Source organism: Actinoplanes campanulatus (genome assembly GCF_014647795.1).
Taxonomy (GTDB): Bacteria; Actinomycetota; Actinomycetes; order Mycobacteriales; family Micromonosporaceae; genus Actinoplanes; species Actinoplanes campanulatus.
Genome location: NZ_BMPW01000013.1, coordinates 142,861 through 164,757, shown reverse-complemented (window position 1 = coordinate 164,757; position 21,897 = coordinate 142,861). Strand labels below are relative to the sequence as shown.

Below are 21,897 nucleotides of genomic sequence, written 5' to 3'. Positions count from 1 at the left end.
CCCGGCCTCCACCACCCGAACGAACGTGCACCGCCACCCCCGCCTCCACCACCCGAACGAACGTGCACCGCCACCCCCGCCTCCACCACCCGAACGAACGTGCACCGCCACCCCCGCCTCCACCACCCGAACGAACGTGTACGGCCCGCTTGGGGGACCGGCGGCAGGACGCTCGTGTTTCCGCAGGTGGCCTGGGCTGCGTTCCGCGACGACGTGAAGGCCGGCCGCCTCGCGGACTGACTCCGGGCGGAACCTTCATGCGGGCCGGGCGGCGGCCGATAACTAGCGGCGCCTGACACATCCGCTTCTCGACCTCCTGGGGTTCTGCCGTATGTCCGTTCTGACCCGCCCAGCTGTACTTCTCGCCAGCGCCGCTGTGGCCGCGAGCCTGCTCGTCGCGCCCGGCGCCGCCTACGCAACCGACACCACGACCGAACTCACCGCGGCCGAGATGAAGGCGGCTCTGGAAAGGGTGGCGGCGGCGAGCGACTCGGCCGCCGCTGTGGGCTGGAAGGGCGCTTCGGAATACAGCCTCTCGGAGCCCGGCAGCGCGGCCGTCGTGGCGGGCACCGACACGATCACCGTGGATCGTGCGCACGGGCTGCTCTCCGATGTCTTCACGCTCAACGATTTCGGCACGACGACGGTGTTCATGGCCGAGGGCTCCGGCGTCTACCAGTCGATCGCCGACCCGCAGTGGAATGCGGCGCTCAAGATGATGGGCCGGACCTCGGTGAAGTACACCTTCGTCCCCGACAAGACGATCGACCTGGATGAGAGCGCCCCCGACCCGGACTACCTGGCCGGTGACTACTCCGTCCCGGGCACGAAGACGGCCCACGACGATGGCTCGGCCGACTACGCGTTCACCGACAAGGACGGTGCGGTCTTCGCCCTGCACGTGAATGTCGATTCCGTGCTGACCGGGACGGACATCACGGTGACCGAGGACGGCAGCATCCTCGCGGTGTCGCTGGACTACTCGTACGGTCCGCAGTCGGTGACCCTCCCGACGGCCGGCCAGACGATCGACTACCGGACGTTGGCCGCCGGAGTCGCGTACCTCGACATGCCGGCCACCGTGCAGCTTGCCGCCAAGGGCGGCGCCGCCGACACCCGCAAGGCCGCCAAGGGCCGCAAGGTGAAGGTCTCCACCTTGCGCAAGGTGGTTCGCAAGGACGTGTCGACGCTCAACAGCAAGACCGGCGTCAACATGGTCAAGGTGAAGAACGTGACGAGTGGCGTCAATGTGTACGCCGTCAACCCGTGGACGAAGAAGACCGTCAAGTATTCGGTCAAGGCGTCCGGCAAGAAGGTCGTCGTCAAGAAGCGCTAACCCATGTCGATCTCGTAGGCGCTGTCGCTGACCTCCGGGTCGGGGTGGGCCCGGAGCGCGAGCAGCAGATCGTGCCACGGCCGCCCCCACCCGAAGGTCGCGCCGATCCGGGCCAGCGACAGCGCGATGAGACCACCCGGCAGGTCGCCGCGGGCGGTGAGACCGCTGATCAGCGGCGCCAGAAACTCCGCGTCGATCAGCTCGGGCAGTTGGCGCAGCCGTGCCCCCACCCACTGGGCGACGTCCACCGCGACCACCGGACGGCCCGCGCACCGGTCGGCGATCTCGTCCAGGTTGTCGAGGCGCCCCAGCTCCACCAGCGCGGTCAGGGCGAGCCGCAGATAGCCGGGCCGCCCGGCGAGTCGCCGGATCTCCGGGATCAACTCGGCACGGCCCACACCCGAACTCCGCCGGGTAGCGGCCCGCACGATCAGCTCGATCCGCCGCCGCGCCGGCCGATCCGCCCGCGACGCAACAACCCCGCCTCCGGCGGCAATCCGCGCAGCAGGACGACCAAGCACACCGCCAGCGGCGTACCTCGCACCGAGGCGGTCAAGCGCACCCTCAGCGGCATCCCGAACGCCAGGGCCAAGCCCGCTATCAGCAACATCCCCCGCCGCAGGCCGATCGAGCCCACCCTCAGCGGCATCCCCCGCAGCCAGGCGATCAAGCCCACCCTCAGCGGCATCCCGCGCCGCGAGGCGGTCGAACGCGTCGTCGAGCCAGCCGGCGCCGGCGTGGGTCATCAGCCGGGCGGCCTCGTCACCGTCGAGGAGTTCGTCGAGGTCGGTGATCCGGGCGACCAGCATCTCGGTGAGGTCGCCGGACCAGGGCGCCCAGCGGGGCAGCTCACCGTAGGCGGCGCGGCGGATCTCCCGGCCCGGGGCATGGCACGCCGCGACGATCAGAGCCGCATAGCGGGGCCGGTACTCCACCGGCACCCGGGCCGGGATGGCGCCGAGCACGGCCTCGCACTCCTCCCGGCTGCCGCCGGCCGCCGCCTCGATGATCGCCCAGCTCTCCTCGACGTCGAGATGCCGGCGGGCGGTGGACACGATCGCGGCGCGTACGTCCCGGTGCTGGCCGTCCAGCCGGTATGCCGCCAGCAGCGTCCCCATCGCCCCCGGCGGCCCGTAGCGGCCGAGCAGCCGGACCGCCTCCTTGCGGCTGGTGACCTTGGCCGGACCGGTCAGCACCGGGTTCAGCAGCCCGGGCAGCCGTGACGGCGGAATGTGCCCGACCGCCCGCGCCGCCGCGTACAGGGCGACCCGGGCCCGCTCCCCACCGGCGTGGGCGAGCAGGTCAGGCAGCGCCAGGTCGGGCCGGTCGGTCCAGATCAGCGCACCGAGGGCCGCCTCCGCCAGCACCACGTCGGGCGAGTCGAGATGACGCCGGACCAGTTCCCGGCCCGCCTCCGGCACCCGCGCGGCGGCCCGCAGTGCCCCCGCCCGTTCCCGGGGCGGCACGTCGGGCGCGTCCACGACCCGTTCCATCAGGTCCACGAACCGGCGCTGCTGACGGGGCAGCCAGCGTTCCGGGTGGGGCACGCCGGCCGGCACCCGATGGGGCTTCATCGCGTCGAGCACGGTGTCCAGCAGGTCGGTCCGGTTGGCGCAGACGGTCTGCCAGACGATCGGGAGCCGCGCCGTCTCCGGGTCGATGGCGAGCACCTCGGCGACACGTTCACCCCGGGTACGCCGGTCGTCCAGCCAGTACCGGACCGCCTCATGGGTGTCGGCGATCGCCGTACGCAGCATGTCTTGAAGGTCTTGAAGGTCGTGTGCCCGATCGCCGAGAGCGGCGGTGAGCGCGAACAGCGGCCGGTGCGAACCGCGCGCCGAGGCCGCCGCCACGAAGGGCCGCAGCCGCGCGAACACCATCGTCTCCTGGCCGCGGCGCAGCAGGTCGAGGCGGTGCAGCGACGGCGCCGACCAGACGGTGGAGGTCCGTTCGATGGCCGCGACCGCCCATTCCACCAGTTCCGGCTCACCGAAGTGGTGGTGCAGGACCCCGGCCGCCAGCCGGCCGAGCGCGCTGATGCCGGCGGGTGAGGCGTCCCGGGCCTCGATCGCGTCTGTGGTGATCTTGGTGAGGTCGTCCACCGCGGCCGGGGTGAGCAGGCGGGCCGCGCCGACGAAGGCGGTGAGCGCGGCCGTCCGGACCGGGTCGTGTTCGTTGCGCAGCCACCGGAGCCGGGCGGTCACCTCGGCCACCGTCCTCGGGTCGCGGGTGCGCAGGGCGGCGGCGACCAGCAGCGCGTACCCGCGGGCCCGCACGCCCGCGTCGCCGGCTCGGATCGCGCTCTCCAAGGCGGCCGAGGCGGCCGGGAAGTCCAGGAAGGAACTCCAGGTCAGCACCTGCGTCTCGTCATCACGGATCACCGGCAGGGCCAGGATCCGCCGTGCCTCGCGGATCCGGATCGCGGCGGGCAGGACCTCCATCTCGCGAACCACCGGAACGCGCTTTCCGGTGTCCACATCGGCCAGCGCGGCGTCGTACACCGCACCTCGGCGGGCCGGCGGCAGCGCGGCCAGCAGGTCCGGCAGCGAACGATCCCGGATCAACCGGGCGAACGGCACCAGCCGCTCGTCCGGCAGGACGGCGAGACGCCGCAGCAGCGACGGCCTCAGCGGCGTGCGGAGCAGCCAGGCCCGGCGGCCGGGCGCGCTGAGCAGCGCGGTCACCCTTCCCGGGTCGATCAGAGCCAATCGGGCGTACGCGTGACGCGCGCTCGGCAGTGAATCCACCGGCCCGTACCGTTCCAGCAGGTCGAGAGCGGTTTCCGGGTCGCCGTCGAGGATCGGCTGGGCGGCCTCGTACCAGATCCAGGTGCGCTGGGCCGGTTCGGCGGCGGCCAGCCGTTCCCGGAACCGCTCCTGGACCGGGGTGGGGTGCCGCCGGGCCAGCGCGGCCATGTTGACCAGGTGCTCCAGGGTGGGCAGCAACTCCCGGACCGTGTCCGCTCCGCAGGCGGGCAGCACCGCGGCGGCCTCCCGTGGCCCGTGATGGGTGAGCACGTCGCGGATCAGCCGGTCGGCGAGGTCGGGCCGGCGCAGCCGCCGCACCCTGCGGTAGAGCCGTCGCCGGTCGACCGCCGTCAGATCCGCGATCCGCCCGGCGAGCGTCCCGGTGCGCAGTGCGGCGTCCAGGGCGACGGCTCGGAGAGCGGGCACCGGATCGCCGGCGAACTCGTCGATCGCCGCCAGGTCCCGGCTGGACATCGCGGCGATCAGCGCGAGATGCCGCTCGTACTGCCCACCCGAAACCAGATCAGCGCAGACCGCCGCCCGCTCCGGCGCGGTCCTGGCCCACGCGGCGACGTGATGCAGCCGCTTCCGGTAGGGCAGCGGTTCAAGGACGGCGAGCAGTTCCCGGGTCGCCTCGATCATGAGGAGCATTCTGCTCCCCACCGGCCATTCCCGCCCGCCGCCTGCGCTGTCCGGCCCTGCGGGCGCTCACGTCGCGCCGTCCGTGCGCCCGGCCTGCCGCCATGACGCGGGCGGGCCACCACGCAAACCGTTACGTGTGCGCTGGTCGGCGCAAACGAGCCGGGGGAGGGACGGACAGAGGACCAATTGACCAGCAAGGTCAGCGCTGAGGACCGGCCGGGGGCTCCGGCGGAGCCGGAAGGCTGGGGAGGCCGGGCCGCGGACGGTGCGGCCCGGCCTCCCGGGAGTGGTTCAGGCGGTGACGCGCTCGCGGATGGCCTGGCCCACCTCGGTGCGCAAGGCCGCGAATTCCGGTGAGCCGCGGAGCTCGTCGGCGGTGACCCCGGTACGCGGGAGCCCGATCCGCAGGTCGAGGGCGATCTGCCCGGGCCGGGGTGTGAGGACCACGACGCGGCTGCCGAGGAAGACCGCCTCGTCGACGCTGTGGGTGACGAAGACGCTGGTCCGACCGGTCTCGGTGCTGACCCGGCGCAGGTCGTCCTGGAGTTTCTCGCGGGTGAGGGCGTCCAGCGCGGCGAACGGCTCGTCGAGCAGAAGAAGAAAGGTGTTATTCCGTTCTCGGGCGGCGGGTGGGGTGGTTGGACGGGGGTTGTCGACGGCCAGGGCGCGGGCGATCGCCACCCGCTGCTGCTGGCCGCCGGAGATCTGCCAGGTACGGCGGCGGGCCACGTCGTGCAGGCCGACCCGGGCCAGGAGTTCGTCGACCCGGTCGGGGCCGGCGGGCAGGCCGGCGTATTTGAGGGCCAGCGCCACGTTCCCGCCGACGGTCTTCCACGGGAACAGCCGGGGCTGCTGGAAGACCAGGCCGGCGCCACGCCCGGGGACGGGCGCCCGGCCGGCGGTGCGGACGGTGCCGGCGGTGGGCTGTTCGAAGCCGGCGATCAGGCGCAGCAGGGTGGATTTGCCGCACCCGGACGCCCCGACGAGGACCAGGAACTCCCCCGCCGGGACGGTCAGGTCGACCGGCCCGACGGCGGTGACGTCCCCGTAGGCGTGGGAGACGCCGTCCAGGACGATCGCGTCAGCCGAGGACACCGGGGAGGCCCTTGACGTAGAGCGCCTTCTGTACGTCGGCGAGCGCCGGCACGGCGTCGATCTTCTGCTGGGACTTGAGGAACTCGGCGGCGCTGACCAGGTTGTCGGCGAGCTTGCCGGGGTTGCCCTCGGTGCCCAGCCACTCCGGCGACGACAGTTCGGCCGGCTTGAGGAAGACGCCCTGTGACAGTTGGGCCTTGGCCTCGTCGGCGGACAGGTTGAGTTCGGCGCCGACCGCCTTGGCCGCGGCGTCCGGGTCGGTGGCGATGAGGTCGAGGGCCTGTGCCTCGACCTTGCGCCACGCGTCGACGGCTTCCGGGTGGGCGGTGGCGAAGGCGCTGGAGACGACGCCGAGGTCGAGGGTGGGTTTGCCGCCGGCGGCCAGTTCCCGGCTGGTGATCAGGACCTTGCCGGTCTTCTTGAGCTCGTCGAGCGACGGCAGCCAGCTGTAGGCGGCGTCCAGGTCGCCGCGGGTCCAGGCGGCCAGGATGTCCTGCGGCTCCAGGTCCACGATGGTCAGCTCGGACTCCTTGACGCCGGCGGAGTTCAGCGCGGCGAGCAGGCTGTAGTGGGCGGTCGACGCGAACGGCGTGGCGACCTTCCTGCCGCGCAGCGACGCGACGTCGGTGACGCCGCTGCCGTTGCGCGCGACGAGCGCCTCGTTGTCGCCGGCCACGTCGAGGACGAAGGCGATCTGGTACGGGATGTTGAGCGGCGCGGACAGTCCCCGGGCCACCGGGCTGGAGCCGATCGCCGCGATGTCGACGCTCTTGGCGACGAAGGCGGTGTTGATGCTGGCGCCGGAGTCGAACCTGGTCCAGGTGATCTTGTAGTCGGGCAGTGCCTTCTCCAGCAGTCCCTGGTTCTTGACGATCAGGTCGCCGGACGGGAACGCCTGGTAGGCGAGGCGGATGGTCTTCTGTTCCGGGTCGGCGCCACCGCTGGAGGCGCCGTCGCCGCAGGCGGCGAGGAACAGGACGGACACGAGGGCGAGGAGTTTCTTCACGGGGGTTTCCTTTATCGGTCAGGCGCGTCCGCGCCAGGGGATGAGCTTGTTCTCGGTGGCGAGCAGCACGGAGTCGATGAGCAGGCCGGAGAGGCCGATGGCGAAGAGGCCGAGGACGACCACGTCGGTCTGGGAGTAGCGCTGGGCGTCGCGGATCATGCCGCCGATGCCGGGTACGCCGTTGATCGTCTCGGCGGCGACCACCGACGAGTAGGCGACGCCGACGGCGAGCCGGATGCCGGTGAAGATCTCCGGCAGGGCGCTGGGCAGCACCACGTCGCGGGTGGTCTGCCAGCGGCCCGCGCCGAGCGCGCGGGCCGCCTCGACGAGCCCGGTGGGCGCGCCGTGGACGGCGGCGGCGGTGGCCACGGCGACCGGGGGCAGCGCGGCGATCGACAGCAGCCACAGCTTCGGGGTCTCGTCGATGCCGAACCAGATGATGAACAGGCTGAAGTAGGCGAGCGGCGGCAGCGCCCGGATGAACGTGACGACCGGTTCGGTGACCACGCGCAGCCAGCCGATGGTGCCCATCAGCACGCCGAGGATCAGTCCGCCGATGATGCCGATGGCCGACCCGATGACGATCCGGCGGAGGCTGACGCCGAGGTGCTCGATGAGCAGGTGGCCGCTGTATCCGCGTACCCCGTCATGGGTGGTCGAGGTGGTGATGAGCTGATCCCAGACCGCGGAGGGTGGGGGGATGAAGGTGGGGTTGCGCATGATCCGCGCGGTGGCCTCCCACAGCAGGTAGAGCACGAGCAGCGCGAGGAACCGCAGCGCGAGGCGGCGGAGGAGGCCGCCGCCGGGCGCGAGCGCCGCGGTGGGCGCTGTCGGTGGCGCGGGTGCGACGAGGGTGGTCACGGTCTCTCCTGGCAGGGGTACGCGGGAATGCCGACTATTCCTATCGCGTAGATGGAGTTTGAGGCAATAGCCGTAACGATGTGTTTAAACATATATACCCAGTAGGCATTGTGGGTTACCTGAGCGGCTGCTTAGCGTTCTCGCATGACCCTGCTGATCCCGCAGCGGACGAAGGGGGCCGACGGCGAACTCGTCGTCGTACCGGCCCGCCATCCGTGGAGATGGGCCGGCGCCGCCCTGGTGCTGGTGCTGCTCGCCCAGTTCGTCCACGGCCTGGCCACCAACCCGGGCTGGGACTGGCCGACCTTCTTCGGGTACTTCCTGGAGGAGTCGATCGTCGAGGCGCTGCTGCTCACCGTCGAGCTGACCCTCGCCGGCGCGGTCCTCGGCTTCCTCGGCGGCATCCCGCTCGCCGCGATGCGCCTGTCACCCAACCCGGTGCTGTCCGCGGTGAGCTGGACCTTCATCTGGGTGTTCCGGTCCGTGCCGCTGCTGGTGCAGTTGCTGTTCTGGGCGAACCTCGGCTACCTCTACGAGACGTTGCAGGTCGGCGTCCCGTTCGGGCCGGGGTGGTCGTTCCCGACGGTGAACCTGATCAGCTCGTTCGGCGCGGCGCTGCTCGGCCTGGCGCTGCACGAGGCGGCCTACGCCGGTGAGGTGATCCGGGCCGGGCTGCTCTCGGTGGACCAGGGTCAGCACGAGGCGGCGGCCGCGCTGGGCATCCCGAAGTGGCGGCAGTTCTACCGGATCGTGCTGCCGCAGGCCATGCGCGCCATCCTGCCGAACGCCGCGAACCTGCTGATCAGCCTGCTCAAGAGCACGTCCATGGTGTACATCCTGGCGATCGGCGAACTCTTCTACCAGGTCCAGGTGATCTACGGGCGCAACGGCCGGGTGGTGCCGCTGCTGATGGTCGCCACCGTCTGGTACGTGATCCTCACCGCGCTGCTGTCGATCCTGCAGTACTACACCGAACGGCACTTCGCCCGCGGCGCGCTGCGCACCCTGCCGCCCACCCCGTTCCAGCGACTCAGGGCGGCTCTGCGGAGATGATCGAACTCACCGGTGTGCACAAGTCCTTCGGCGCCGTGGAGGTGCTGCGCGGCATCGACCTCACGGCGCGGGCCGGCACGGTGACCGTGATCCTCGGCCCGTCCGGCTCCGGCAAGTCGACCCTGCTGCGCTGCATCAACCACCTGGAGAAGGTGGACCGCGGCACGGTCCGGGTGGACGGTGAGCTGATCGGCTACCGCCAGGCCGGCGACCGTCTGCACGAGCTCAGCGAGCGGCAGATCCTCAGGCAGCGGGCCGGGATCGGCTTCGTCTTCCAGAACTTCAACCTCTTCCCGCACCTGACCGCCCTGCAGAACGTCGCCGAGGCGCAGATCTCGGCGCTCGGCAGGTACAAGGGCGTCGCCAACGAGAAGGCGCACGAGCTGCTGGGTCTGGTGGGGCTCGGCGACCGGGCCGGCGCCTACCCGCGGCAGCTCTCCGGCGGGCAGCAGCAGCGGGTCGCCATCGCCCGGGCGCTGGCCCTGGACCCGAAGCTGATCCTCTTCGACGAGCCGACCTCGGCGCTGGACCCGGAACTCGTCGGCGAGGTCCTCGACGTGCTGCACGAGCTGGCCCGGGCCGGCGCCACGATGATCGTGGTGACGCACGAGATCGGGTTCGCCCGGGAGGCCGCCGACACGGTCGTCTTCATGGACTCCGGCCGGATCGTCGAGCAGGGGCCGCCGCACGAGGTGCTGGACAACCCCCGTCACGAACGGACTCGAGCCTTCCTCTCCAAGGTCCTCGTCTAATCGCATTCCACGAACCGGGAGCTTTTGTGCGTACAAAATGGATGGTTATGTCTGCGGTTTTGGCCTTGAGCCTGACCGCCTGCGCGGCGCCCGAAGAAGAGCCGGTGGCCGCGGCAGCGGCGGCCACGCTGAACACCGGGCCGGAGCAGAACCGGATCGTCCCGGCCAGGGACGAGGCGGCCGCCGCGCTGCTGCCCCCGGACGTGAAGGCGTCCGGCAAGCTGGTGATCGGCGTCGGCGCGGCCGGATCGGGCTTCCCGCCGCTCGCCTTCGCGGCCACCGACAACAAGACGCTGATCGGCAACGAGCCGGACATCGCGGTGGCCATCGCCGGCACGCTGGGCCTGGAGCCGGTGCTGGAGAACACCTCGTGGGAGAACCTGTTCATCGGCCTGGACAGCGGTAAGTACCAGCTCGGCGCGTCGAACATCACTGTCACCGAGGAGCGCAAGCAGAAGTACGACTTCGTCACCTACCGGCTGGACAACCTGGGCTGGCTCGCGAAGAAGGGCTCCGGGCTGACCATCACGAAGCCGGCCGACATCGCAGGTAGGAAGGTGTCGGTCAGCTCCGGCACCAACCAGGAGAAGATCCTGGTGGAGTGGGCCGAAGAGGTGAAGAAGGCCGGGCTGGCGCCGGTCGACATCAAGTACTTCCAGAACAACCAGGCCGTCTACCTGGCCCTCGGCTCCGGCCAGATCGACCTGCACCTCGGCCCCAACCCGTCGGCGGCCTACCACGTGGCGACCACCGGACAGACCGAGATCGTCGGCACCTACTCGGGCGCCGGCAAGGACCTCCAGGGGCTGATCGCGCTCACCACCAAGAAGGACAACGGGCTGATCAAGGCGTACGCGGCGGCGCTCGACAGGCTGATCGCCTCCGGTGACTACGCCCGTATCCTGGACCGCTGGAACCTGAAGAACGAGGCGGTGCAGAAGGCCGAGGTCAACCCGCCGGGCCTGCCGATCGAGGGCAAGTGACGCACCCGCTCGACGACCCCGCCTGGAACTCGCTGCACGGCGCGCACGCCCGGTTCGCGGTCGTGCACGGGCGGGCCGCCCGGTACGACCACGAGGTGGCCCCGTTCCACGCCCTGTCCGACCCGGCCGACCCGAAGGCGTGGGCCGACCTGGCGGAACTGGTCCCGCTCGGCGAGGCGGTCGTGATCCCCGGGGCGGGCGGGGCGGCCCGTCCCGGCTGGGAGGCGGACACCAGGATCGGCGGCGTCCAGCTGGTCGCCACGACGCTGCGGTCCGAGCCGGCGACCGGGGCGGTGCCGCTCGGCGCCGCCGACGTCCCGGAGATGCTGGACCTGGTCGAGCGCACCCAGCCGGGCCCGTTCCGGAAGCGGACCGTGGAACTCGGCACCTATCTGGGGCTGCGCTCCGCGGACGGGCGGCTGATCGCGATGGCCGGGGAGCGCCTGCACCCGCAGGGGTGGACCGAGATCAGCGCGGTCTGCACCGATCCGGGGTTCCGCAAGCGGGGGCTGGCCACCCGGCTGGTGCGGGCGGTCGCGGCGGGGATCCGGGAGCGTGGCGAGATCCCGTTCCTGCACACGTCGGCGCGCAACGAGACCGCCATCCGGCTCTACCAGGAGATCGGCTTCGAACTGCGCAAGAGCACCGATTTCACGCAATACCGGCGAACCCGCTGACCGGATCAGGGCGCCCCAGGAAGCCGGACGGTGATCCGGAGGCCGCCGGCCGGGCCCGGGGCGAGTTCCAGGGCGCCGTCGTGGGCGCGCACGATGCTGTGCACGATGGCCAGCCCGAGCCCGACACCGGCGTGCTCGTCGGTGCGGGCCCGTTCCGAGGCGCGCTGGAACGGTTCGGTGAGCGTCGGCACCAGATCGGGCGGGAGCAGGTGGCCGGTGTTCTCGACGCGCAGCAGGCCGGCCCCGGTGTGGATGGAGACGGTGCCGCCGGCCGGCAGGTTGTGCACGATGGCGTTCTGCACCAGGTTAGTCACCATTCTCGCCAGCAGCTCCGGGGAGCCGCTGACCCGGGCCGGCCCGCCGGTGACCTCCACGGTGATGCCGCGCTGTTCGGCGAGCGGCAGCAGCGTCTCGGCGGCCTCCTCGGCGAGCAGCGACAGGTCGACGTCCTCGCGCGCGAAGCGGTCGCCGTGGCTGAGCAGCAGCAGCGCCTCGGTGAGGTCGATCGCCCGTTGGTTGACCGTGTGCAGGCGCTCGATCAGCTCGTCGCCGGCCCGGTTCGGGTCCCGGCGGGCGACGTCGAGCAGGGTCCGTGAGACGGCGAGCGGGGTACGCAGCTCGTGTGACGCGTTCGCGGCGAATCGGCGCTGCTCGTCGACGTGCGACTCCAACTGTTCGAGCATCGCGTCGAACGCGTCGGACAGCTCCCGGAACTCGTCGTGGCGGCCGGTCATCCGGATCCGGTGCGACAGTGATCCGGTCCCGGCAAGCCGGGCCGCGGCGGTGATCCGGTGCAGCGGCGCCAGCATCCGGCCGGCCAGGATCCAGCCGCCGGCCAGACCGAACAGCAGCAGGATCAGCATCACCGCGGCAGCCCGTGGAGCGAAGACGTGGAGCAGGTTGGACCGGACCGGGAAGACCCCGGTGTCCGGCGTCTCGGCGCTGACGATGAGCGCCCGGTCGGGGACGTAGCGCAGCAGGAACAGCCACACGGCGGCGAGCAGCATCCCGCCTGCCAGCATGAGGAAGCCGGCGTAGCTGAGGGTGAGTTTCAGCCGGGCGCTGAGTCTAGGCATGGGGGTCGATCCGGTAGCCGACGCCCGGCACGGTGGCGATGAGCCACGGTTCACCGAGCCGTTTGCGCAGCGCCGACACGGTGATCCGGACCGCGTTGGTGAGCGGGTTGGTGTTCTCGTCCCAGGCCCGTTCCAGGAGGTCCTCGGCGCTGACGATGCCACCCTCGGCGGCGACCAGCACCTCCAGGACGGCGAACTGCTTGCGGGTGAGCGCCACGTAGCGGCCGTCGCGGAAGACCTCCCGGCGGAACGGGTCGAGCCGCAGGCCGGCGATCTGGCGGACCGGGGGCCGGGCGTGCCCGCGGCGACGGTCCAGCGCCCGCAGCCGCAGCACGAGCTCCCGCAGCTCGAACGGTTTGGTCAGGTAGTCGTCGGCGCCCAGCTCGAACCCGGAGGCCTTGTCGTCGATGCGGTCGGCGGCGGTCAGCATGAGGATCGGCAGGCCGCTGCCGGAGGCGACGATCCGCCGGGCCACCTCGTCACCGGACGGGCCGGGGATGTCCCGGTCGAGGACCGCCAGGTCGTAGGAGTTGACGCTGAGCAGTTCCAGGGCGGTGTCACCGTCCCCGGCGATGTCGGCGGCGATCGCCTCCAGCCGCAGACCGTCCCGGACCGCCTCGGCCAGGTACGGCTCGTCCTCCACGATCAAGACACGCATACTTCGACCCTAGACTCGGTCGTGGCCCACCAGCGGCGGGACGCCAGTCCCGCCAGCACCGCGCCGGCCGCGTTGACCAGCACGTCGTCGACCGACGACACCCGGTCCAGGCGCAGGACGTACTGCATGATCTCGACCACGATCGAGCAGCCCGCGCCGAGCGCCAGGATCCGCGGCACGGTCGCCAGCGCCGCGAACCGCATCGGGGCGAAGAACCCCAGCGCCGCGAAGATCAGCAGGTTGCCGCCGATCCCGAGCGGGCCCATCGTGACCAGATCGCGCAGCGGGACGAGGCTGACCCGCCCCTCGACGGCCCCGGCGCCGGCCCCCGGCATCAGGGTCAGCCACACCATCGGCACCGTCCCGTAGACCATGCCCACCTCGGCCAGCGACCGGCGCCAGCCCCGAGAGCGCGCCAGAGCCCACGCCACGGCCAGCGCCGGCGGCAGTCCCACCAGCGTCATCAGCACGACACCGTTCTCGGTGTCGTAGCAACCGTGCCAGTGTCCGGTCAGGCAGCGCGGAGCGGCCATCAGCAGCATCCGCCGGATGGGGTAGAGGACGCCCAGCAGTGCCAGGACGAGGAGCACGATCCTTCGGTTCATGCGGGCCATTCAAGCCGTAGCTCCGTTGCGGTGGCGTATGCGGTTTCCGATACGCCCGCGATATACGTCAGCCGGCCTCGCGGACCTCGGACTCGTGACGCACCACGCTGCTGCGCGGGCCGCCCTTGCGGGCGCGCGGCACACGGACCCGCGGCCGTACGTCGGACTGCGGGAAGACGAACCGTTTGAACGCCCACAACCGGAAGCACATCGCGATCAGCGTGCCGATCACGATGCCGGAGACGAAGTCGGCGACCTCCTGGACCGGGCGGCTGACCTCCGGCACGTGCAGCATCAGCACGTACCGGGAGACGGCGAGCGGCAGCGAGTTGAGGGCGATGCCGATGGCGCTGACCGAGAAGAACAGCGCGGCCTCGTGGTGGCGTTCCCGGCCGCCCCGGGTGCGGAAGGACCACTCGCGGTTGAGCACATAGGACAGGACGGTGGCGATGATCGTCGCGACCGCCAGCGCGGTGACCGGCTTGTCGTGCAGCACGGTCAGTTTCAGCGCGTAATTGATGACGGTCGTCGTGACGAAGCAGATGCCCCCGACCAACAGGAACTTCACCGCTTCATGGTGTCTGCGCACCAGGGTGGTCAACCACATTTCGGCGACCCTAGTGCACGGACGCCACCGGATGCAGGACTGCCACGTCCGACTCGGTGAGACTACCGAGCGCGATCGTCCCGTCGCGTTCGGCCACCGAGGTCACGAAACCGTAGGAGCCGTCGGCGATCCGCAGATCGTGCACGCGACGGCCGTCGAGATCAAAGGCCATGACCCAGGCGATCGGTACGGCCTTGGGCCGCACCGCCTCGGGCAGGTTCCACACCAGCAGCCGCAGGATGCCCGGCAGTGGTAGCAACCGGTCCAGCAGCGCGTTGCGGGGCGCCGCGATCCCGATCCAGAGCAGCCCGTCGCTGCCGAGGAACATGTTGTCCGGGAACCCGGGCAGGTTCTCCACCAGGATCTCCGACTCCCCGGCTCGCGGGCCGGCCAGCCAGTGCCGCCGTACCCGGTAGCCGGTCGTCTCGGCGACCAGCAGATGCGACTCGTCGGGCGCGAGCACCAGCCCGTTGGCGAATTTCAGCCCGCTCGCCAGGGTGGTGACGGTCCCGTCCGGGTCGCGCCGCAGCAACCGCCCGGTGCAGGAGTGCTCGAACAGGTCACCGAGATGGTCGTCGAGGTTCCACCGGCTCGTCGACGAGGTGAGATAGATCGTCCCGTCAGCGCTCTCCACCACGTTGCTGGCGAAGGTGAGCGGCGCACCGTCCACCGTGTCCACCAGCACCGTCACCGACCCGTCCGCGCCCACCTCGAGCAGCCCGCGGTCGTGGTCGCAGACCAGGACCGTGCCGTCGGCGCGCGCGTGCAGACCGAGCGGCCGCCCGCCGGTGTCGGCCAGCACCGTGCTCTCCCCGGTGACCGGGTCGAGCCGCACGATCCGCCCGTCGCCGGTCCCGCAGATCACCCGCCCGTCGGCGTCGAACACCACGTCCTCGGGGCCGCGCCCGCCGGTGGCCAGCCGCCGGGCGACGCGCAGCTCCCCGGTGGGCCCCGGGTCGTCGAGCGCGGGCGGCGTCCAGCGGAGCGGGCTGATGTTGCGGCGAGCCATCGGTCCTCCTGATGATCAGGCCCGCATCCTCGCAGGTCCCGCCCGCGCCGGCCAGCCCTCATCGTGATCTCAGACCGACCACTCCTTGGCGAGCAGCTCGTAGGAGCGAACCCGGTCGGCGTGGTCGTGCGCGATCGTGGTGATCAGCAGCTCGTCGGCGCCGGTCACCCGCCGGAGCGTCTCCAGCCGTTCGGCGACCGTCTGCGGCGAGCCGACGAACTGGGTGGTCACCCGGTCGGCGACCAGCGCCCGGTCCTGGTCGGTCCACTCGAAGCGGGCGGCCTCCTCGATGCTCGGGAACGGGACGGCGCCGAGGCCGGTACGAATGCTGCGCACCCAGAGGGCGAACGGTTGCGCCAGGCGGCGGGCGGTCTCGTCGTCCTCGGCCACGAGCACGTCGGCGGAGACCATGAGGTGTGGCCTGGGCCGCGCCGCGGTCGGCACGAACGACTCCCGGTAGGCCTCTGCCGCCTCCAGGACCTTGGCCGGGGCGACGTGGTAGTTGGCGGCGAACGGCAGCCCGCGGGCCCCGGCCGTACGGGCCGACTCGCCGCCGCTGCTGCCGAGCAGCCACACCTCCAGGTCGGCGCCGGCGCCCGGGACGGCGACCACCTCGTTGCCCTCGTCGTCGGTGACCGGCCCGGCCAGCAGCGCGTCGATCTGGTCCAGGATCTCGGTGAGGCCGAGCGGTTCGGCGCCGGGCTGGTGGAGGAAGCCGCCGGCGAAGGCGGTCCGCTTGGAGGCGAAGATCGGCGCCCAGGAGAACGGCTTCGGGATGAGCAGCCCGTCGACGACCCGTTCCTCCTGCGGCTTCTCCTCGGCGCGAAGGCGCAGCGCCTCCTTCTTGGCCTGCCCGGAACGGCCCAGGCCCAGGTCGAAGCGGCCCGGGTGCAGCGCGTCGAGCAGCCCGAACTGCTCCACGATGGACAGCGCGGTCTGGAAGCCGGTCTGCACGGCGCCGGAGCCGAGCCGGATGCGGTCGGTGACCGCGGCGATCTGGCCGAGCAGCAGCGCCGGCTGGGAGCTGGCCACGCCGGGGGTGAAGTGGTGTTCGGCCACCCAGTAGCGGTGGTAGCCGAACTGCTCGGCCCTTCGGGCCAGATCGAGCGTGCGGCGCAGCGCGTCGGTCACGTCACCGCCGGAGACCAGCGGCGCGAGGTCGAGGATCGAGAGGGGTACGGGCATGGCTACCGCCCTTTCAGCTGGCGTAACACGGGGGCGATGTCGGAGGCGAAGAGTTCCAGGCTGGCCCGGTTCTGTTTCTCGGTGAGCCCTTCGGTGTCGGCGCTGAGGTGGGTGACCTCGTGCCCGAACCGTTCGTGGTAGCGGTGCACCTTGTCGATGATCTGCTGAGGGCTGCCGACCAGGATGGAGCTGCGCTCGACGGCGTCCTCCAGGGTGGGGAAGACCGGTTCCACGCCGACCTTGCGGAAGGCGTCCAGCCGCTGCTGGTAGACCGGCCGGTAGGCGTCGATAGCCTCCTGTGAGGTGCAGGCCGCGTAGAAGCCGGCGCTGCCCGCCCCGATCCGGATCCTCGCCGGGTCGTGGCCGTGGAACGCCCACCGCTCCCGGTAGTGGTCGATCAGTTCGGCGTACGGTTCGATCGGGTTGGTGACGTTGGCGGAGAAGAGCGGGTCGCCGTACTGTGCGGCGAGTTCCACCGAGGCCCTGCTGGTGGCGCTGCCGTGCCAGACGGTGATCGGCTGCTGCAGCGGCCGCGGCCAGGTCTCGGCATCGGTGAGCGACGGGCGGTATCTGCCCTCCCAGGTGACCTTCTCCTCCCGCCAGAGGCGGCGGAACAGGTCGTAGCTCTCCCGCAGCCGGTCCCACTGGTCGTCGACGGTCACGTGGAAGAGCTGAGCCTGGGCGGCGCCGTTGCCCTTGCCGATGATCAGCTCGAGGCGGCCGCCGGACAGGTTGTCGAGGGTGGCGTAGTCCTCGAAGGCGCGCACCGGATCGAGCAGGCTCAGCGTGGTGACCCCGGTCCACAGCCGGATCCGGCTGGTCCGCGCGGCGATGTGGCTGAGCACGACCGGCGGCGACGAGGACAGGAAGGGCCGCTCGTGGCGCTCCCCCACCGCGAACCCGTCGAAGCCGAGCTCCTCGCCGAGGACCGCGGTGTCGACCACCTCGCGCAGCCGCTGCTCGATGGTCTTGGACCGGTCGATGTACGTGATCAGGCTGAGCAGCAGGAATCTCATACCAGCCCCAGGTTGCCCCGCAGGGTGGTGGCGGAATACCCGGTCCGGAACACGCCCCGCTCCTGCAGCAGCGGGACCACCTGGTCCACGAAGTCGTCCAGCCCGGCCGGGGTGAGGTGGGAGACCAGGATGAAGCCGTCGCAGGCGCCGGTCTGCACGTACTCGTCGAGCTGCTCGGCGACCCGCGACGCCGTACCGATGAAGTTCTGCCGGCCGGTGACCTCGATGATCAGGTCGCGGATCGACAGGTTCTTGGCCTCGGCGCGGGCCCGCCACTCGTTCGCCGTTCTCAGCCGGTCCGGGTACATGCCGGCGCGGCCCTTGATGATCGTGTCGCTCTCGTCCAGCACCGGGTCGGTCTCCGGGAGCGGGCCCTCCGGGTCGTAGCCGGACAGGTCGGTGTTCCACAACTGCTCCAGCAGCAGGATCGCGGTCTGCGGGCTGACCTGCTGCCGCCGGATGTGGTGTGCCCTCTCCTGCGCGTCGGCATCGCTGTCGCCGAGCACATAGGACACCCCGGGGATGATCTTCAGGCTGTCCTCGGAGCGGCCGTACCTCCCGAGGCGGTCCTTGACGTCGCGGTAGAACTGCCGGGCGTCGTCGATCTGGTGGTGCCGGGAGAAGATCGCGTCGGCGTGACGGGCGGCCAGCTCGCGGCCGCCGTCGGAGTCGCCGGCCTGGAGGACGACCGGGTGGCCCTGCGGGCTGCGCGGCACCCCGAACCGGCCCCTGATGTCGAACTGGCTGTTCCTGACGGTGAACTCGCCGCCGTCGGAGTCCCACAGCCTGCGGGCGGTCTCGATGAACTCGCCCGCGCGGACGTACCGGTCCGCGTGGTCGAGGAAGCCGCCGCGCCGGAAGTTCTCCCCGAAGAACGCGCCCGGCGAGGTGACCACGTTCCATGCGGCCCGGCCGCCGGAGAGGTGGTCGAGGGTGGCGAGCTGGCGGGCCAGCTCGTACGGCTCGTGGTAGGTGGCGTTGAGCGTCCCGGCCAGGCCGAGGTGGGTGGTGACGGCGGCCAGGGCGGCCAGCACCGTGATGGTGTCGGGGCGGCCGACCACGTCCAGGTCGTGGATGAGGCCGCGCTGCTCGCGCAGCCGCAGCCCCTCGGCGAGGAAGAAGAAGTCGAACTTCCCGCGTTCGGCGGTGCGGGCGAGGTATTCGAACGAGTCGAAATCGATCTGGCTGCCGGCGCGTGGGTCGCTCCAGACGGTCGTGTTGTTAACGCCCGGGAAGTGCGCGGCGAGGATGATCTGCTTAGGCACGGGCCACCTCCTGGTAACGGTTGACGGCCTGGGGCAGGCCCAGCCGCTCGCGCAGTCGCTGGTGCGGTGACGGCGTGAAGAGGCCGCGCCGCCGCAGTTCCGGCACGAGCTCGGAGGTGATGGCGGCCACCCCGTAGTCCTCGCCGGGCCGCAGCCGGAAGCCGGCGATCCCGGAGCCGCTCCAGGCCGCGATGAGGTCGGCCAGCCGGGCGGTCGTTCCGGTGAAGACGGCCGCGTCGGCAGGTGCGCGGCCGCCCACGACCAGGTCGGCGAAGACCTTCTTGCCGGGCAGCCGCCGGACGATCTTCGCGGCCTGGTCGGCGTCGGCCGGCGTCACGAAGTACACGTCCACGTCGAGGCGCGACCACACCCGCTCGTCGTGGGCGAGCGCCGCCACGACCGGCTGCCCCTGCGGCGGCCGCGGCACGATCGACGGCCCCTTGACCGAGAAGTACGCCCCGGCGAAGTCGATGTAGTGCAGCTTCTCCCGGTCGATGAACCGGCCGGTGGCCACGTCCTTGATGATCGCGTCGTCCTCCCAGCTGTCCCAGAGCCGCCGCACCACCTCGATCACGTCGGCGGCCTCGGCGAACAGGTCGTCGAACCCCAGTGGCGCCCGCCGCCCGAGCAGGTCCGCCTCGGCCGGGTCGGCGGACACCCGGACCTGCCATCCGGCCCGGCCCCGGCTGACGTGGTCGAGGGTGGCCAGAGCGGTGGACAGGTGGAACGGCTCGGTGTGGGTGGTGGTGGCGACCGGGACCAGGCCGACGTGCCGGGTCAGCGGAGCGACCAGGGCCGCGACCTGGACGGCGTCGGGCCGCCGGCCGCCGAAGCTGTCCTGGAAGGTGACGAAGTCCAGGCGTGCCTCGTCCGCCTGTCTGACGGGGGTCGTCCAGTCGCCGGCGGCGAACGAGTCGCCGTCCAGCGCGATCGCCAGGTGCAGGGTCATGCGGCTCCCTCCAGTGTGGGCACGGCGTTGAGCAGTGCCCGGGTGCACTCGTGGCCGGCGTGTTCGAAGACCGCCCGGACCGGCCCCTGCTCGACCACCCGGCCGTCGTGCATGACCAGGACCCGGTCGGCCAGGTCGCGGATCACGCCGAGGTCGTGGGAGATGAACAGCCATGCGGTCCCGTCGTCCTCGCGGATCTGCGCGATCAGGTCCAGGACCTGCGCCTGCACCGACACGTCGAGCGCGGAGACCGGCTCGTCGCAGATGATCAGACTCGGTCGTGGGGCGATGGCGCGGGCCACCGCGACCCGCTGCCGCTGCCCGCCGGACAGCTGCCGCGGGTAGCGGTCCACCACATCGGCGCTGAGCCCGACGCGTTCCAGTACCGGCTGCGGATCCGCGCCGCGCGGCAGCGCCTCGCCGACGATGCGGCGCACCGTCCAACGAGGATCGAAGGCGGACAGCGGGTCCTGGGCGATCAGCTGGAGGCGGCGGCGGATCGGACGGCGGGCCCGCTCCGGCACCCCGCTGAGATCGCGCCCCTCGAACCGCACCCGCCCGGAGGTCGGCTCGGTCAGCCCGAACAGCAGTTGCGCCACGGTGGTCTTGCCGGAGCCGGACTCGCCGACCAGGCCGACGATCTCGCCGGCGCGGATGGTGAGGCCGACGTCGCGGACCACGGCGCGGTCGCCGTACACCTTGCGCAGCGCGATGGCCTCGGCGACCACCTCTCCGGGCGCCGTCCTGGTCATTCTCCGCCGTCCGCTCGCGGCCGAGATCAATTCTTTGGTGTACGCGTGCCCGGCGCTGCCCAGCAGGGTGCGCGTGGGTCCCGACTCGACGATCCGGCCGTCCTTCATGACCAGCACCCGGTCGGCGAGCCGGGACACCACCGCCAGGTCGTGGCTGATCAGCAGCAGGGTCTCCCCCGACGCGCGCCGTTCGGCCAGCAGTTTCAGGATCTGCGCCTGCACTGTCGCGTCCAGGGCGGTGGTGGGCTCGTCGGCGATCAGCAGTCTCGGGCCGCCGGCGATGGCGGAGGCGATCAGGGCGCGCTGCCGCAGCCCGCCGGAGAGCTGGTGCGGGTACTGCCGGGCCCGCCGCTCCGGTTCCGGCACGTGCACATCGGTGAGCAGCCGCTGGACCCGCTCCGGCCGGTCCCCGCGATCGCCGATGCCGTGGGTGCGCAGCACCTCGGTGATCTCGGCGCCGACGGTCCGCAGCGGGTCCAGGGAGACCAGGGCGTCCTGGAGGATCAGCCCGGCGAACCGGCCGCGCAGCCGGCGCCACTCGCGGGCCGCGAACCCGCGCACGTCACGCCCGTCGACGACGAACGTGTCGGCCTCGACGCGGGCCGCCGGACCGGCCAGTCCGACCAGACTGCGGGCGGTGACGCTCTTACCGGACCCGCTCTCCCCGACCAGCGCGAGACACTCGCCCTCCTCGACGTCGAAGCTGACCCCGCGGACCGCCTCCACCTGCCGTTCTCCCAGGCGGAAGGTGACCCGCAGGTTCTTGACTTCGATCACTGGTGCCGCCCTTCGAACCGGTTCTGCAGGTGCCGACCGATCACGGTGAGAGAGATGACGGTGGCGGTGACGGCGCAGCCCGGAAGCACCGACGCCCACCAGGCGATGTGCAGGTAGCCGCGGCCCTCGGAGAGCATCGCGCCCCACTCCGGCGACGGCGGCTGCGGTCCGAGCCCGAGGAAGCTGAGGCCGGCCGCGATGAGGACCGCCTCGCCGAGCCCGATCATCGCCAGGACCGGGATCGGGCCGAGCACGTTCGGCAGGACGTGCCGCAGCACCAGGCGGGTGCGGGACGCGCCGAACGCGACGGCGTGGGTGACGTACGGCGCCCGCCGCACCACGAGCGTCTGGGCCCGCACCACCCGGGCGTAGTGCGGGAGGGTGGCGATGCCGATCGCCACGATGAGGCTGACGGTGCCGGTCCCGGCGATCGCGATGAACAGCAGCGCGAGCAGGACCAGCGGAAACGCGGCGAGGGCGTCGAAGCCGCGGCTGAGGACCTCGTCGGCGGCCTTGTGGGTGAGCCCGGCGAGCAGGCCGAGCAGGATGCCGGCGCCGACCGCGATGACGGTGGCGGCCACGCCGATGCTGAGCGAGTGCCGGGCGCCGTGCACGACCCGGTCGAAGACGTCGCGGCCGAGCTGGTCGGTGCCGAACCAGTGGGCGGCCGACGGAGCTTCGAGCACGTGCAGCGGGTCGGCGGCGAGCGGGTCGCCGGCGAACAGCGACGGCCAGGCGACCGCGGTCAGGGCGAGGGCGAGCACGGCGGTGGCGGCGGTGAGGCCGGGGCGTGGCCGGCGCAGGGTGAGCCGGCCGGCGACGGGGCGGGGCAGGGCGACGGTCATC

The 21,897-nt window shown here is 71.6% G+C and carries 20 protein-coding genes; 5 read left to right on the top strand and 15 right to left on the bottom strand.

Annotated features, from left to right (window positions below; genetic code table 11):
• The first annotated feature begins 331 nt into the window (after window positions 1-331).
• Window positions 332-1,336 (top strand): hypothetical protein, encoded by a 1,005-nt coding sequence (locus IEZ13_RS25105; protein WP_183222155.1) that lies wholly within the window; start codon window positions 332-334, stop codon window positions 1,334-1,336.
• Here the strand turns inward: IEZ13_RS25105 and IEZ13_RS25100 are convergent.
• The 4 genes from IEZ13_RS25100 to IEZ13_RS25085 form a co-directional block, all read right to left on the bottom strand.
• Window positions 1,333-4,725, bottom strand: coding sequence for a hypothetical protein (locus IEZ13_RS25100; protein WP_183222154.1), 3,393 nt, complete (start codon window positions 4,723-4,725; stop codon window positions 1,333-1,335). The genes IEZ13_RS25105 and IEZ13_RS25100 overlap by 4 nt on opposite strands.
• A 291-nt stretch (window positions 4,726-5,016) precedes the next feature.
• The gene (locus IEZ13_RS25095; RefSeq protein ID WP_183222153.1) at window positions 5,017-5,820 is read right to left on the bottom strand and encodes an ABC transporter ATP-binding protein; all 804 of its coding nucleotides are present in this window, start codon (window positions 5,818-5,820) and stop codon (window positions 5,017-5,019) included.
• Window positions 5,807-6,826, bottom strand: a complete 1,020-nt coding sequence (locus tag IEZ13_RS25090; protein ID WP_183222152.1) for a taurine ABC transporter substrate-binding protein — start codon at window positions 6,824-6,826, stop codon at window positions 5,807-5,809. Before IEZ13_RS25090 ends, IEZ13_RS25095 begins: the two co-directional genes overlap by 14 nt.
• A gap of 18 nt (window positions 6,827-6,844) precedes the next feature.
• The gene (locus IEZ13_RS25085; RefSeq protein ID WP_183222151.1) at window positions 6,845-7,687 is read right to left on the bottom strand and encodes an ABC transporter permease; all 843 of its coding nucleotides are present in this window, start codon (window positions 7,685-7,687) and stop codon (window positions 6,845-6,847) included.
• 144 nt (window positions 7,688-7,831) lie between these two features.
• Here IEZ13_RS25085 and IEZ13_RS25080 point away from each other — a divergent pair, with 144 nt between their 5' ends.
• From IEZ13_RS25080 to IEZ13_RS25065, 4 genes are read left to right on the top strand one after another with little or no spacing between them, the layout of a single operon-like run.
• The gene (locus IEZ13_RS25080; RefSeq protein ID WP_183222150.1) at window positions 7,832-8,740 is read left to right on the top strand and encodes an amino acid ABC transporter permease; all 909 of its coding nucleotides are present in this window, start codon (window positions 7,832-7,834) and stop codon (window positions 8,738-8,740) included.
• Entirely contained in the window at window positions 8,737-9,492 is a 756-nt protein-coding gene (locus IEZ13_RS25075; protein ID WP_183222149.1) for an amino acid ABC transporter ATP-binding protein, read from the top strand. Before IEZ13_RS25080 ends, IEZ13_RS25075 begins: the two co-directional genes overlap by 4 nt.
• 47 nt (window positions 9,493-9,539) lie before the next feature.
• Window positions 9,540-10,475 carry an ABC transporter substrate-binding protein gene (locus tag IEZ13_RS25070; protein WP_229794999.1) on the top strand — a complete coding sequence of 312 codons (936 nt, stop codon included), beginning with the start codon at window positions 9,540-9,542 and terminating at the stop codon, window positions 10,473-10,475.
• On the top strand, window positions 10,472-11,152 hold the full coding sequence (locus tag IEZ13_RS25065; protein WP_183222147.1) for a GNAT family N-acetyltransferase: 681 nt from the start codon (window positions 10,472-10,474) through the stop codon (window positions 11,150-11,152). The genes IEZ13_RS25070 and IEZ13_RS25065 overlap by 4 nt, the downstream gene beginning before the upstream one ends.
• 5 nt (window positions 11,153-11,157) lie before the next feature.
• Here IEZ13_RS25065 and IEZ13_RS25060 read toward each other — a convergent pair whose 3' ends face one another.
• From IEZ13_RS25060 to IEZ13_RS25010, 11 genes are all read right to left on the bottom strand, one after another.
• Window positions 11,158-12,228 (bottom strand): sensor histidine kinase, encoded by a 1,071-nt coding sequence (locus IEZ13_RS25060; protein ID WP_183222146.1) that lies wholly within the window; start codon window positions 12,226-12,228, stop codon window positions 11,158-11,160.
• On the bottom strand, window positions 12,221-12,886 hold the full coding sequence (locus IEZ13_RS25055) for a response regulator transcription factor (RefSeq protein WP_183222145.1): 666 nt from the start codon (window positions 12,884-12,886) through the stop codon (window positions 12,221-12,223). The genes IEZ13_RS25060 and IEZ13_RS25055 overlap by 8 nt, the downstream gene beginning before the upstream one ends.
• Window positions 12,874-13,491 (bottom strand): VanZ family protein, encoded by a 618-nt coding sequence (locus IEZ13_RS25050; RefSeq protein ID WP_183222144.1) that lies wholly within the window; start codon window positions 13,489-13,491, stop codon window positions 12,874-12,876. Before IEZ13_RS25050 ends, IEZ13_RS25055 begins: the two co-directional genes overlap by 13 nt.
• A 67-nt stretch (window positions 13,492-13,558) precedes the next feature.
• Complete coding sequence (locus tag IEZ13_RS25045; protein ID WP_229794997.1) at window positions 13,559-14,059, bottom strand: GtrA family protein; 501 nt, start codon at window positions 14,057-14,059, stop codon at window positions 13,559-13,561.
• Between the two features lie 49 nt (window positions 14,060-14,108).
• Complete coding sequence (locus IEZ13_RS25040; protein WP_183222142.1) at window positions 14,109-15,107, bottom strand: SMP-30/gluconolactonase/LRE family protein; 999 nt, start codon at window positions 15,105-15,107, stop codon at window positions 14,109-14,111.
• Window positions 15,108-15,176: 69 nt separating this feature from the next.
• Complete coding sequence (locus tag IEZ13_RS25035) at window positions 15,177-16,292, bottom strand: LLM class flavin-dependent oxidoreductase (RefSeq protein ID WP_183222141.1); 1,116 nt, start codon at window positions 16,290-16,292, stop codon at window positions 15,177-15,179.
• Window positions 16,293-16,294: 2 nt separating this feature from the next.
• Window positions 16,295-17,308, bottom strand: a complete 1,014-nt coding sequence (locus IEZ13_RS25030; RefSeq protein WP_183222140.1) for an LLM class flavin-dependent oxidoreductase — start codon at window positions 17,306-17,308, stop codon at window positions 16,295-16,297.
• Window positions 17,305-18,573, bottom strand: a complete 1,269-nt coding sequence (locus IEZ13_RS25025; RefSeq protein WP_183222139.1) for an LLM class flavin-dependent oxidoreductase — start codon at window positions 18,571-18,573, stop codon at window positions 17,305-17,307. The genes IEZ13_RS25030 and IEZ13_RS25025 overlap by 4 nt, the downstream gene beginning before the upstream one ends.
• Window positions 18,566-19,522 carry an LLM class flavin-dependent oxidoreductase gene (locus tag IEZ13_RS25020; RefSeq protein WP_183222138.1) on the bottom strand — a complete coding sequence of 319 codons (957 nt, stop codon included), beginning with the start codon at window positions 19,520-19,522 and terminating at the stop codon, window positions 18,566-18,568. The genes IEZ13_RS25025 and IEZ13_RS25020 overlap by 8 nt, the downstream gene beginning before the upstream one ends.
• Window positions 19,519-21,051 carry a nickel ABC transporter ATP-binding protein NikE gene (gene nikE / locus IEZ13_RS25015; RefSeq protein WP_183222137.1) on the bottom strand — a complete coding sequence of 511 codons (1,533 nt, stop codon included), beginning with the start codon at window positions 21,049-21,051 and terminating at the stop codon, window positions 19,519-19,521. The genes IEZ13_RS25020 and nikE overlap by 4 nt, the downstream gene beginning before the upstream one ends.
• Window positions 21,048-21,896: an ABC transporter permease gene (locus tag IEZ13_RS25010; protein WP_183222136.1), complete on the bottom strand. Its 849-nt coding sequence runs from the start codon at window positions 21,894-21,896 to the stop codon at window positions 21,048-21,050. The genes nikE and IEZ13_RS25010 overlap by 4 nt, the downstream gene beginning before the upstream one ends.
• Window position 21,897: the final 1 nt, after the last annotated feature.

Excerpts from the sequence above, each read along its gene's own strand:
- IEZ13_RS25030 (WP_183222140.1), bottom strand. The coding sequence starts at position 17,308 with ATGAGATTCCTGCTGCTCAGCCTGATCACGTACATCGACCGGTCCAAG.
- IEZ13_RS25035 (WP_183222141.1), bottom strand. The coding sequence starts at position 16,292 with ATGCCCGTACCCCTCTCGATCCTCGACCTCGCGCCGCTGGTCTCCGGC.
- IEZ13_RS25020 (WP_183222138.1), bottom strand. The coding sequence starts at position 19,522 with ATGACCCTGCACCTGGCGATCGCGCTGGACGGCGACTCGTTCGCCGCC.
- IEZ13_RS25100 (WP_183222154.1), bottom strand. The coding sequence starts at position 4,725 with ATGATCGAGGCGACCCGGGAACTGCTCGCCGTCCTTGAACCGCTGCCC.
- IEZ13_RS25070 (WP_229794999.1), top strand. The coding sequence starts at position 9,540 with ATGTCTGCGGTTTTGGCCTTGAGCCTGACCGCCTGCGCGGCGCCCGAA.
- IEZ13_RS25080 (WP_183222150.1), top strand. The coding sequence starts at position 7,832 with ATGACCCTGCTGATCCCGCAGCGGACGAAGGGGGCCGACGGCGAACTC.
- IEZ13_RS25105 (WP_183222155.1), top strand. The coding sequence starts at position 332 with ATGTCCGTTCTGACCCGCCCAGCTGTACTTCTCGCCAGCGCCGCTGTG.
- IEZ13_RS25010 (WP_183222136.1), bottom strand. The coding sequence starts at position 21,896 with ATGACCGTCGCCCTGCCCCGCCCCGTCGCCGGCCGGCTCACCCTGCGC.
- IEZ13_RS25050 (WP_183222144.1), bottom strand. The coding sequence starts at position 13,491 with ATGAACCGAAGGATCGTGCTCCTCGTCCTGGCACTGCTGGGCGTCCTC.
- IEZ13_RS25060 (WP_183222146.1), bottom strand. The coding sequence starts at position 12,228 with ATGCCTAGACTCAGCGCCCGGCTGAAACTCACCCTCAGCTACGCCGGC.
- IEZ13_RS25055 (WP_183222145.1), bottom strand. The coding sequence starts at position 12,886 with ATGCGTGTCTTGATCGTGGAGGACGAGCCGTACCTGGCCGAGGCGGTC.
- IEZ13_RS25075 (WP_183222149.1), top strand. The coding sequence starts at position 8,737 with ATGATCGAACTCACCGGTGTGCACAAGTCCTTCGGCGCCGTGGAGGTG.
- IEZ13_RS25040 (WP_183222142.1), bottom strand. The coding sequence starts at position 15,107 with ATGGCTCGCCGCAACATCAGCCCGCTCCGCTGGACGCCGCCCGCGCTC.